The sequence below is a fragment of the uncultured Pluralibacter sp. genome (assembly GCF_913775985.1).
GTDB lineage: Bacteria > Pseudomonadota > Gammaproteobacteria > Enterobacterales > Enterobacteriaceae > Pluralibacter.
In genome coordinates this window covers 1-11,900 of sequence record NZ_CAJYMB010000138.1, presented here as the reverse complement: position 1 = coordinate 11,900, position 11,900 = coordinate 1, and the positions used below count along the sequence as shown (strand labels likewise).

The window sequence follows — 11,900 nt, the reverse complement described above, 5'->3', positions numbered from 1 at the left end:
CAGTCAAAGCTCGCAGCCGAAGCCGCCAGCGGGCAACACAGTGCTACCGCTAACAGTAAATGCTTCATCATGATGTCATCTCCGGGAGTTGTTCCCGCCACTGGCCATTATCAAGGCCGTCGAGCGTGTAGCCGCCCATGGCATAGCGAATCAGGCGCAGGGTAGGGAAGCCCACGTGGGCGGTCATTCGACGCACCTGGCGGTTGCGTCCTTCATAAAGCGTGATTTTCAGCCAGCTGGTGGGAATAGATTTGCGCTCGCGAATAGGCGGATTGCGCGGCCACAGCCACGCGGGCTCATCCACCCGTTCGATACCGGCGGGCAGCGTTGGGCCGTCATTCAGAGTGACGCCCGCGCGCAGTGCCTCCAGCGCGGAGCCGTCCGGCTCGCCTTCAACCTGCACGTAGTAAATTTTGCCGGTGCGCTTGCCCGGCTGGGTCAGCGCCGCCTGCAGCGCGCCGTCGTTAGTCAGCACCATCAGCCCTTCGCTATCGCGGTCGAGGCGGCCGGCGGCGTAAACGCCTGCTACCGGAATAAAATCCTTCAGGGTGCGGCGTCCGGCCTCGTCGGTGAACTGGGGCAGCACATCAAAAGGTTTGTTGAACAAAACAATCCGCTGCGGCGAAGACTTTTTGTGCTTTTTAACTGTGTTACGTGAGCTGAATCGCTCAAGCTTGTGATTTTTAATAGAAGTTTTACGCATGGTGTTTTCAGGCTATATCAATTGACGCATTATAGCTTAATTACGAAGACCTTTCATGGCGCCCGACATTGAGGTAGTATCTTCGGGCTCATTACAAAATTTTAACAAAAAATATTGCTCCCGCCTGTTCGCGTAACACCAGACACGCACCGGGAACGCGATGCAGAAAGGGCAATGACCAGAAGCGCTCGAAGGAGAGGTTAATGGAAAGCAAAGTAGTTGTTCCGGCGGAAGGCCAAAAGATCACCCTGCAAAACGGCAAACTCAATGTCCCTAACAACCCGATTATCCCGTTCATTGAAGGCGACGGTATCGGCGTTGATGTGACTCCGCCGATGATCAAGGTGGTTAACGCCGCAGTGGAGAAAGCCTACAAGGGCGAGCGTAAAATCTCCTGGATGGAGATCTACACCGGTGAAAAATCCACCAAAGTTTACGGCCAGGACGTCTGGCTACCCCCTGAAACCCTCGATCTGATCCGCGAGTACCGCGTTGCCATCAAAGGCCCGCTGACCACGCCGGTTGGCGGCGGTATCCGCTCCCTCAACGTTGCCCTGCGCCAGGAGCTGGACCTGTACGTCTGCCTGCGCCCGGTACGTTACTACCAGGGCACGCCGAGCCCGGTTAAACATCCGGAACTGACCGACATGGTTATCTTCCGCGAAAACTCTGAAGACATCTACGCCGGTATCGAGTGGAAAGCCGACTCTGCAGACGCGGAAAAAGTGATCAAATTCCTGCGCGAAGAGATGGGCGTGAAGAAAATCCGCTTCCCGGAACACTGTGGTATCGGCATCAAGCCGTGCTCCGAAGAGGGCACCAAGCGCCTGGTGCGCGCCGCGATTGAATACGCTATCGACAACGACCGCGATTCCGTGACCCTGGTGCACAAAGGCAACATCATGAAGTTCACCGAAGGCGCTTTCAAAGACTGGGGTTACCAGCTGGCGAAAGAAGAGTTCGGCGGTGAGCTGATTGACGGTGGCCCGTGGCAGAAAATTAAGAACCCGAAAACCGGTAAAGAGATCATCGTTAAAGACGTGATTGCCGACGCCTTCCTGCAGCAGATCCTGCTGCGCCCGGCCGAGTATGACGTCATTGCCTGTATGAACCTCAACGGCGACTACATCTCCGACGCCCTGGCTGCGCAGGTTGGCGGTATCGGTATTGCCCCCGGCGCCAACATCGGCGACGAGTGCGCGCTGTTCGAAGCCACCCACGGCACCGCGCCGAAGTATGCGGGCCAGGACAAAGTTAACCCGGGTTCCGTTATCCTTTCTGCCGAGATGATGCTGCGCCACATGCAGTGGTTCGAAGCCGCAGACCTGATTGTTAAAGGCATGGAAGGCGCTATCGCCAACAAGACCGTGACCTATGACTTTGAGCGTCTGATGGAAGGCGCCAAACTGCTGAAATGTTCAGAGTTTGGTGACGCGATTATCGCAAATATGTAATCCCGTCCTGGGTTTACACTAAACGGGAGCCTGCCGGCTCCCGTTTTTTATTGCTGGCCCCGTTCCTACACCCTTTGCAGAAGCCTCTGCCTTGTTTTTTCCCGCGCTCCTGTCCTATGTTTGCCGCCGCAGTTTTACCTACCTCATAGTCAACAAGGACGATGTTATGAAAAAACAGCTGTTTTTCACTCTGGCGATGGCCTTTAGCCTCCCGGCATTCGCTTCAAATCCGCTCTGGACCTACGAGGGCGCAAAAGGGCCGGGCCACTGGGGCGAGTTAAGCCCGGACTACGGCACCTGCCACAGCGGCAAATTTCAGTCGCCGATTGATATCCGCCAGCCGGTGAATGCCGACCTCGCGCCGCTGAACCTGCATTACCAAAATACCGCAGAGACGCTGGTCAACAATGGCCATACTCTGCAGGTTAGCGTTCAGGAAAACGAGGAGGTGGAGCTTGACGGTCAGAAGTTTACTCTGCAGCAGTATCATTTCCATACCCCCAGCGAGAACCTGATCGCCGGTAAGTCCTTCCCGCTTGAAGCCCACTTTGTTCACTCAAGCGATAATAATGAACTGCTGGTGGTGGCGGTGATGTTCAATATCGGAGCAGAGAACCCGGCGCTGGGGCCGCTGCTGGCAGCCTTACCGGAGAAGATTGATGAGGTGGCAACGCTTAATCAACCCATGAACATTCGCCCGCTATTTCCGGAGAATCTGCACTATTATCGCTTCAGCGGCTCGCTCACCACGCCACCATGCACGGAAGGGCTGCGCTGGATTGTGTTGAAAGAACCGGTGACACTGTCACAAAGTCAGCTGGAGAAATTCCAGCACGCGCTGCGTCACGCCAATAATCGCCCGGTGCAGCCGCTTAATGGCCGTATGATTGTGGAGTAAGGTAAAAAAGCGGGAGCCGGCTGGCTCCCGCTGCTGGGTTAAAGCACGTTTGGCCGCTGCGGGCACCTTTCCAGCAGCTCAACGCTGCCGTCGGCGTTTTGCTGCTCGAGCAGGACGTCAAATCCCCACAGCCGGTGCACGTGCTTGAGCACTTCCCGACGCCCGATGTCCAGCGGAGCGCGGTTGTGCGGCACGTAGCGCAGGGTTAAAGAGCGGTCGCCGCGCAGGTTAACGTTCCATACCTGAATATTCGGCTCCAGATTGCTGAGATTGTACTGGGAAGAGAGCTTGTTGCGGATCTCCCGGTAGCCGTCCTCATTGTGGATCGCGGAAATCTCCAGATAGTTATTATGATCGTCGTCGAGCACGGTAAATAAGCGGAAGTCGCGCATGATTTTCGGCGACAGGAACTGGCTGATAAAGCTCTCATCTTTAAAGTCGCGCATCGCGAAATGCAGCGTCTCCAGCCAGTCGGAGCCGGCGATATCCGGGAACCAGTACCTGTCCTCTTCCGTCGGCGACTGGCAGATGCGCTTGATGTCCTGAAACATCGCAAAGCCCAGCGCGTAGGGATTAATACCGCTGTACCACTGGCTATTGTAGGGCGGCTGGAACACCACGTTGGTGTGGCTGTGCAGAAACTCGAGCATAAAGCGATCGGTGACTTTACCCTCGTCATACAGATGATTGAGGATAGTGTAGTGCCAGAAAGTGGCCCAGCCCTCGTTCATCACCTGGGTTTGCTTTTGCGGATAGAAATACTGGCTTACCTTGCGCACGATGCGCAGGATCTCACGCTGCCAGGGCTCCAGCAGCGGGGCGTTCTTCTCCATAAAGTACAGCAGGTTCTCCTGCGGTTCGGAGGGATAGCGGCGGGCGGCGGCTTCGATTTTTTCCTCTTCCTTGCGGGGCAGCGTGCGCCACAGGGTGTTAACCTGGCTTTGCAGATACTCTTCACGGCTTTTCTGGCGCGCTTTCTCCTCCTGTAGCGAGATTTTTTGCGGGCGCTTGTAGCGATCGACGCCGTAGTTCATCAGCGCGTGGCAGGAGTCCAGCAGCTTTTCCACTTCGTCCACGCCGTAGCGCTCTTCGCAGTCGGTAATGTATTTACGGGCAAAAATCAGGTAATCGACGATGGAGCTGGCGTCGGTCCAGCTGCGGAACAGGTAGTTGTTCTTAAAGAACGAGTTGTGCCCGTAGCAGGCGTGGGCCATGACCAGCGCCTGCATGGTGATGGTGTTTTCTTCCATCAGATAGGCAATACAGGGATTGGAGTTGATGACAATCTCGTAGGCCAGCCCCTGCTGTCCGTGCTTGTAGAGCCGCTCGGTTTCGATAAATTTTTTCCCGAACGACCAGTGGGGGTAGTTAATCGGCATCCCGACGCTTGAGTAGGCGTCCATCATCTGCTCGGAGGTGATGACCTCAATCTGGTGTGGATAAGTATCCAGCCGGTAGAGCTTCGCCACCCGGTCAATCTCCGCCAGATAGGTGTCGAGCAGCTCAAACGTCCAGTCGGGTCCATCGCTCAGACGTGTGGTGTCCTTATTCATGGAATCAATCGTAGCCATTAGCGCGCCCTCTTGTTGGCGACTCTCTCTGTGCGGAGAGCCTCAACTCAAGGATAGAACACCCTGCGGGCGAACGCGCCAATGACAAATTTTTTTATCCCCAATTTCCCCATCCGAAAGTCGTAAAAAATGACTGTTTGTAGAATTTAATGCTAACCAAAATTTAACCTCAGCAGGAGATCGCAAAAGCGGCACGTTCCCGCAGTTAGCGGGCTGTGTGAGAGCGCTCACCATAATTAAAGGCTATGTTGAATAATATATTCATCTAGGTTATCAATTTGTAATTAGAAGATTATCCTTTTACTTATCTGGAGCAGCGAGCGATGCATGTGGTCATTCTGGGAAGTGGAGTGGTTGGGGTTGCCAGCGCCTGGTATTTGCGCCAGGCGGGGCACGAGGTTACGGTTATCGATCGCGAAACCGGCCCGGCGCAGGAGACCAGCGCCGGTAACGCCGGGCAGATTTCACCCGGCTACGCGGCGCCCTGGGCCGCACCCGGCGTGCCGCTGAAGGCCGTTAAGTGGATGTTCCAGCGCCACGCGCCGCTGGCGATAAGCCTCGACGGCACGCAGTTTCAGCTTAAGTGGATGTGGCAGATGTTGCGCAACTGCGATACCCGGCACTACGCCGAGAACAAAGGGCGGATGGTGCGCCTGTCGGAGTACAGCCGCGACTGCCTGAAGGCGCTGCGCGAAGCGACCGGCATTCAGTACGAAGGGCGCCAGGGCGGCACGCTGCAGCTGTTCCGCACCGCGCAGCAGTATGAAAATGCCACCCGCGATATCGCGGTGCTTGAAGACGCAGGCGTTCCGTATCAGCTGCTGGAGGCGTCGTGCCTGGCGGAAGCCGAGCCCGCGCTGGCCGAAGTGGCCCACAAGCTGACCGGCGGCCTGCGCCTGCCCAATGACGAAACTGGCGACTGCCAGCTCTTTACCCAGCGGCTGGCGGAGATGGCCCGCCGTGACGGCGTCGAGTTTCGCTTCAACACGCCGGTGGACAAGCTGCTGGTGGACGGCGACCAGATTTGCGGCGTGCAGTGCGGCAATGAAATCATTAAAGGCGACGGCTACGTCATGGCCTTCGGCTCCTATTCCACGGCGATGATGAAGGGGATGATTGATATCCCGGTTTACCCGCTGAAGGGCTACTCCCTGACTATCCCGATCAAAGATGAGGATGGCGCGCCGGTATCCACCATCCTCGACGAAACCTACAAAATCGCCATTACGCGCTTCGACAGGCGCATCCGCGTGGGCGGCATGGCCGAAATCGTCGGCTTTAACAAAGCGCTGCTTAAACCGCGTCGGGAAACCCTGGAGATGGTGGTGCGGGATCTGTTTCCCCGCGGGGGCTTCGTTGAGCAGGCCACCTTCTGGACCGGGCTGCGCCCGATGACGCCGGACGGTACGCCAATTGTGGGACGCACGCCGTATAAGAATCTGTGGCTCAATACCGGACACGGCACCCTCGGCTGGACGATGGCCTGCGGCTCCGGCCAGCTGCTGAGCGATCTGATCTCCGGCCGCGCCCCGGCCATTCCATTTGAAGATCTCAGCGTGGCGCGCTACAGCCCCGACTTTTCGCCGGCCCGCGCGCGGCAGCTCCACGGCGCCCACGGCTAAGGTAAAACCATGACCCGTCCTGTTTTCGCCGGCCTCGATTTGCCGGCGCTGAAAAATAACCTCGCTATCCTGCGCCGGGCCGCTCCCGGCGCGAAAATCTGGTCGGTGGTAAAGGCAAATGCTTACGGCCACGGTATCGACCGAATCTGGAACGCGCTCGGTGCTACCGACGGCTTTGCCCTGCTTAATCTTGAAGAGGCGGTTTTGCTGCGCGAGCGCGGCTGGAAAGGGCCTATCCTGATGCTGGAGGGCTTCTTTCATGCCGACGATTTGCCGCTGTATGACCAGTACCGCCTGACAACCAGCGTTCACAGCAACTGGCAGCTTAAGGCGATTCAGAATGCCCGGCTGCGCGCCCCGCTCGATATTTATCTCAAAGTGAACAGCGGCATGAACCGGCTCGGCTTTGCCCCGGACCGGGTGCACAGCGTGCAGCAGCAGCTGCGCGCGATGACCAACGTCGGCGATATCACGCTGATGAGCCATTTTGCCGATGCCGACACGCCCGGCGGCATCGACGAGGCCATGCGTCGCATCGGGCAGGCAGCGGAGGGGCTCGACTGCCCGCGCTCGCTGGCGAACTCCGCCGCCGCGCTCTGGCATCCGGAAACGCACTTCGACTGGATACGGCCCGGCATTGTGCTGTACGGCGCATCGCCCTCCGGGAAATGGCAGGACGTGGCCAACAGCGGCCTCAAGCCGGTGATGGCGCTGCGCAGCGAGATTATCGCCGTGCAGAACCTGAAAGCGGGGGATGCGGTGGGCTACGGCGGTACTTATAAAGCCAGCCGCGAACAGCGCATTGGAATTGTGGCCTGCGGCTATGCCGACGGCTATCCGCGCATTGCGCCGGAAGGCACCCCGGTGCTGGTAGATGGGATCCGTACCGGCATCGTCGGGCGAATTTCAATGGATATGCTTACCGTCGATTTAACGCCCTGTCCGCAGGCGGGTATCGGTACACCGGTCGAGCTGTGGGGCAAGGAGATCAAAATTGACGACGTGGCCAGCGTCTGCGGCACCGTCGGCTATGAGCTGATGTGCGCCGTCGCGCCGCGGGTTCCCTTTATTCTGGAATAATTTCACCGCGGCCTGTCCATGCTCTGCGGACAGGCCGCGTATTACCTTCGCTCCCATCCCTTGCCGCTGCCGTAAACTATGAACCCGCGCAAAGTTTAGCCTGCGATTTATCCGAATACGCCGGGCCGCGCTGTCAATTCTTCGTCACAAGGTTATGTTAACCATGGTTTACGAAACGGGCATTTCGCCTTTTGTGCAAAGCAAGACGGAGAATCAGGTAATGGCAGTTGATATGTTTCTGAAAGTCGATGGCGTCACGGGCGAATCAAAAGATGCTAACCACACCGGCTGGCTGGATGTCCTTTCCTTCAACTGGGGCGCGTCGCAGCCCGGCAATATGGCCGTCGGCGGCGGCGGTGGCGCGGGCAAGGTCAACTATCAGGATCTGAGCGTGCAGGCGCTGGTGGATAAAGCCTCACCGGCAATCCTTAAATTTTGCTCCAGCGGCAAGCACGTGAACAAAGTTGAAATCTCTATCTGCAAGGCCGGCGGCCAGCAGGTTGAATATTCGCGGATTGTGCTGGAAGACGTGCTGGTCACCAAAACGGATTTTACCGGCGTGGGCCATTCGGATCGCCTGATGGTAACTTACGGCTTCCAGGCTTCCAAACTCAATTTCCATTACTGGGAGCAGACCAGCCAGGGTACCAAGGGCGCGGAAACCAAATCGGGCTGGGATATCAAGCTGAACAAAGAAATCTGACGACGAGGGCAGCGCCATGGCAGAAATCAATGCGATGATCAATTCGCTCCTCGCCGGTCACTCTCAGTTCAGCGCCAGCCAGCTGCGCAGCATCGTGGCGTTTGTTAATGAGCTCGATGAAGACACGTTGTACCAGTTTGAAAATGCGCCAGAGCGGGAGGTGATGGCCGCCTACGACGCGCTGCTCGCCGCCAGCTCGCCGGCAGGGCACGGGCCCAACGATATTGAGATGCAGCGCCTTACCGGCGGCGATGGCAACAGCGCAATAGCCGGCAATAGCGCGTTCTTCAGGCAGTATCGCACCTCCGCGACGCGCTATCCCGGCTACGGGGGCAATATCTACAGCGAGCAAGCCAAGCTCAAATATGATTACGCAGGCAAAGTGCTGGCCGCGCTCGGCGGGCTGGCCTCTGCAGGGGCAGGCGTGGCGGCTATTGTAGCGGCCAGCGTGGGTAATTCACTCTCCAGTCAGGCGGCGCGCTATGCGCTGATTGGCGTGGGCGGCGTTTCGTCGCTCGCGGGCGGGGCGCTGGCGGCGCTGCGCAATGTGTTTGCCGACCTGCAGGTAGCGGATAACAAGCAGTTTCTGGAAACGGTGAAGGCGGTGGTGAAAACCAACGGTAAATTAGCCAAATTTTTTGAGGAAGCGAATAACAAAGTCCTCAAAGATCCGGCTAAAGCGCAGGAGCAGCTGAAAATGGAAATCGCGCCCCATCCGCAGCGCTACAGTCAGGGCAGCCAGGGGCAGGTGGTTTACACCAATCTCACCGGGGCCGAACAGCTGTTTAATCACGATTTTCACAGCGTCCAGCACAGCATCCGGGCCAAAATTCGGGTTGCCGAGGATAATGCCTGGCACATTGAAATGAGTACCGCTCGCATCGAGCCGAAGACGTTTACGCCGCTGGAAATGGAGGTGATGCAGCGCGCGCTGGCGCGGCTGTAGCACACGACACCCACAGGCGCGGCTGAATAGCCGCGCCTCTCCTCACGATTCCGATGCCGCCTTGCGACACGGATTTTCCCAAACCCGTTTACCACGATAAAACGTCGCCGTCCGCGCGGATACGCGCGCGACCGCTTCCGCTGAGCAGGAGGCGTCCACCAGCACGAAGCTGGCTTCGTCCTGCTCCCTGGGCCAGTTCCGCTCCCCCTTGTCGCTGAGCGGCAGTACGTTGCCGGTGGCAATCGCAAGCGCCCGGGAAAGCGACAGTTCGTCAGGATGGATGTACAGCTGGGCGTAGAGATTAGCCTTCTCCAGCATGTCGCCAGTGCCAAACGGCGACCAGTGGTCAATCACGCTGTCAGTGCCGGTCATCACCCACACGCCGCTTTCTGTAAGCTGGCGAAGAGGCATATGCAGTGTGCCGACGGGGACCGTAGAGGCAATCGTCACCTGCTGAGCGGCCATGCGCCGGGCGAGATCCTGAACCTGCCGTTCCGGCATAGTGGCCAGCGCGAAGGCGTGGCTGATGGTCAGCCGCCCCTTAAGCTGTGGCGTTTTCTCTACCGTGCTTACCATATACTCAATCGCCGCCGCGCCCGCGGGGGACGTTTCGTGCAGGTGAATGTCGACGCCTTTGTCGTAATCAAGCGCAATCTGGAACATGGTGTCCAGCGACTTCTCCATCGCGCCGTCCACGCTGGTGGGATCGAGCCCGCCTACGTAGTCCGCGCCGGCCTGCATCGCTTCGCGCATCAGCGGCTCGGCGTGGGAGAGCAGGAGGCCGTGCTGGGGAAATGCCACTATCTCGCAGCGGAATCCGCTCTGGCGTTCCGCCAGCACCGCCTGCAACGCGTGCAGGTTGTTAAGGCCGGAGACCGGCTCGATATTGCAGTGGCTGCGGGCAACGGTAGAGCCTTTAGACTGCAGCAGATCAATCAGCTTTCCGGCGCGCTCGCGGGTGTAGGGCGCAAGCTCCGGCAGCAGGCGCTGCTCGAGGGCGATCATATCCTGGATTGTGGTTCCTTCCGGGCGATTGAGCGCGCGCCAGGGGCCGCCGTAAAAGGTTTTATCCAGGTGAATGTGCATATCGCGCATGGCGGGCAGCATCAGCGCGCCGCCGGCGTCCCAGGCGGGCAGGGCAGTATCGGGATGGCTGAGGTTATCCCGCAGGGCGACAATTTTTCCGCCTGCAATCTCCACGGTTTGCAGGATCGTTTTGGTTGCGACAACGCTTTCCTGTGCATACTCAAAGCCGCTCTCCAGGCGAACGTTATCCAGATAGTAGTGGTCAGCGCTCATGGTAACGTTTCCTCCCTGAATAGCCGCGCGGTGCTTTCTTTCATCTGCACGCGCCAGCGGCACCGCCGACGCAGCGAAGGCGGCGGCGGTGATGATTTTGCCGCTGTTGCTGAGAAACCGGCGGCGGCTGTTATCTTCATGCATCGTAATCTCCTCGTCGGTTCGTGCATTTACGCCCCGGCGCCGGCGGCCACCAGCAGTTTGGCAATATCCCGGTAGCCTTTTTCCCGCGCCCGCGCCAGCGGGGTTTGACCGTACTTATCGGTCATCTGCGGATCCGCGCCGTGCGCCAGCAGCAGGGAAACGATCGCCTGCTGGCCGGGGCCGCCGTCGTTAAGCACGATAGCCTCCAGCAGGGGCGTCCAGCCGAGAAAGTTTGTGTGGTTAACGTTAATATCGGTGCGCTCCAGCAGCTCGCGGACAATCTCCACGTGGCCTTTTTCGCTGGCGGGCGTCAGCCCCACGCCGCCAAAGCGCGTCAGGCGATTAAGATCTGGCCCGGCGGGCAGTAGCAGGCGCAGCAGGGTCAGATCGTTATTGAGGCAGGCGATCAGAAAGGGATTGAGGCAGGTATTATCCTGACGATCGATATCAGCCCCGGCATCAATCAGCCGCGCCACGCAGTCATAGTGCCGGTTGAGGCTGGCAAGGGTAATGGCGCTGCGATTTTGCCGGGTGCAGGTATTAACGTCCGCGCCGTCTCGCAGACAGGCTGCCAGCACTGCCGCATCACCGCGTTCGGCGGCCTGTAAAAATTGTCCGGCCAGATTCTGTTGTTCCATTATTACGCTCCGATTCGCATTCCAGTATTTATGCAACAAGCGTAGCCATTAAAAGCACGTAAAAACAGCAGGTTAAATTTCATTCATCATGAACCCGGCGATTATTGATTATTCTTTATTAATGCCGGGATATTGATGGCGATAGCGTATTGCGACCGGGAAGCTTGTAACCCATTAAGACGTGAGTCATTGTTGATTTACCGCATTATTTCGGGATGCGCTGCTGCATAGCTATTCATTGAATGCCGCTCACGTAGCTGATACCGCAGGATAACCGCGCAATGAATTCAATTTTTAATGAAGAGAACTTAACGGCCTTCGTCACAGCTGCCCGCTGCGGCAGCTTTAGCCGGGCCGCACAGGAGCTGGGGGTGACCGCATCGGCGATAAGCTATGCAGTAAAGCGCATGGAGACCGGTCTCGACGCGGCGCTGTTTACCCGCAACACCCGCAATATTGAGTTGACCGAAGCCGGCAGCTACTTTTTCCGCAAGGCCACCGGGCTGCTGAAAGATTTCCAGGGGATCCGCCGTAATATCGACACCCTGTCCCAGGGCATTGAAGGCCGGGTGCGCCTCTGTATCAACCAGCTGCTTTACACGCCCCGGCACACCGCGCTGCTGCTGGCGATCCTCCGCCAGCGTTTTCCCAGCTGTCAGGCCGTAATTACCTCCGAGGTCTACAACGGGGTTTGGGATGCGATAATAAACGACCGTGCCGACATCGCCATCGGCGCGCCCGGCACGCTGCCCGACGGCGGCGGGCTGGATTATGCCGAAATAGGCGCGGTGCGTTGGGCGTTTGCGCTAGCGCCCGACCACCCGCTGGCCCGCCTGCCGGAG

Annotated in this window: 11 protein-coding genes; 7 read left to right on the top strand and 4 right to left on the bottom strand. The window is 58.2% G+C overall.

Translation table 11 applies throughout. The annotated features are described in order from the left end of the window. Positions 1-67: 67 nt before the first annotated feature. Positions 68-703, bottom strand: a complete 636-nt coding sequence (gene rluE, locus QZ766_RS17050; protein ID WP_297204061.1) for a 23S rRNA pseudouridine(2457) synthase RluE — start codon at positions 701-703, stop codon at positions 68-70. A 203-nt stretch (positions 704-906) separates the two neighbouring features. Here rluE and icd point away from each other — a divergent pair, with 203 nt between their 5' ends. Both icd and QZ766_RS17040 read left to right on the top strand, forming a co-directional pair. Continuing rightward, on the top strand, positions 907-2,157 hold the full coding sequence (gene icd, locus QZ766_RS17045; protein WP_297204058.1) for an NADP-dependent isocitrate dehydrogenase: 1,251 nt from the start codon (positions 907-909) through the stop codon (positions 2,155-2,157). A 166-nt stretch (positions 2,158-2,323) separates the two neighbouring features. Then, positions 2,324-3,055 carry a carbonic anhydrase family protein gene (locus tag QZ766_RS17040; protein WP_297204055.1) on the top strand — a complete coding sequence of 244 codons (732 nt, stop codon included), beginning with the start codon at positions 2,324-2,326 and terminating at the stop codon, positions 3,053-3,055. A gap of 38 nt (positions 3,056-3,093) precedes the next feature. Here QZ766_RS17040 and QZ766_RS17035 read toward each other — a convergent pair whose 3' ends face one another. Next, a complete protein-coding gene (locus QZ766_RS17035; protein WP_297204053.1) occupies positions 3,094-4,626 on the bottom strand; it encodes a SpoVR family protein in 1,533 nt (510 codons plus the stop codon). Between the two features lie 323 nt (positions 4,627-4,949). Between QZ766_RS17035 and QZ766_RS17030 the strand changes: the two genes are divergently transcribed. From QZ766_RS17030 to QZ766_RS17015, 4 genes are all read left to right on the top strand, one after another. Beyond that, complete coding sequence (locus QZ766_RS17030) at positions 4,950-6,248, top strand: D-amino acid dehydrogenase (protein ID WP_297204051.1); 1,299 nt, start codon at positions 4,950-4,952, stop codon at positions 6,246-6,248. 9 nt (positions 6,249-6,257) lie between these two features. Further along, positions 6,258-7,328, top strand: coding sequence for a catabolic alanine racemase DadX (gene dadX, locus QZ766_RS17025; protein ID WP_297204049.1), 1,071 nt, complete (start codon positions 6,258-6,260; stop codon positions 7,326-7,328). Positions 7,329-7,548: 220 nt separating this feature from the next. Further along, the gene (locus QZ766_RS17020) at positions 7,549-8,031 is read left to right on the top strand and encodes a type VI secretion system tube protein Hcp (RefSeq protein ID WP_297204047.1); all 483 of its coding nucleotides are present in this window, start codon (positions 7,549-7,551) and stop codon (positions 8,029-8,031) included. A 16-nt stretch (positions 8,032-8,047) separates the two neighbouring features. After that, complete coding sequence (locus QZ766_RS17015; protein ID WP_297204046.1) at positions 8,048-8,977, top strand: transcriptional regulator; 930 nt, start codon at positions 8,048-8,050, stop codon at positions 8,975-8,977. A 42-nt stretch (positions 8,978-9,019) separates the two neighbouring features. On the opposite strand, the gene QZ766_RS17010 is transcribed toward QZ766_RS17015, so the two are convergent. Beyond that, positions 9,020-10,420, bottom strand: a complete 1,401-nt coding sequence (locus QZ766_RS17010) for an amidohydrolase family protein (RefSeq protein ID WP_297204044.1) — start codon at positions 10,418-10,420, stop codon at positions 9,020-9,022. A gap of 26 nt (positions 10,421-10,446) precedes the next feature. Beyond that, entirely contained in the window at positions 10,447-11,058 is a 612-nt protein-coding gene (locus tag QZ766_RS17005) for an ankyrin repeat domain-containing protein (RefSeq protein WP_297204041.1), read from the bottom strand. 281 nt (positions 11,059-11,339) lie between these two features. Between QZ766_RS17005 and QZ766_RS17000 the strand changes: the two genes are divergently transcribed. Further along, positions 11,340-11,900 (top strand): LysR family transcriptional regulator (locus QZ766_RS17000; RefSeq protein WP_297204039.1); only part of this gene is annotated, 561 nt, incomplete at its 3' end.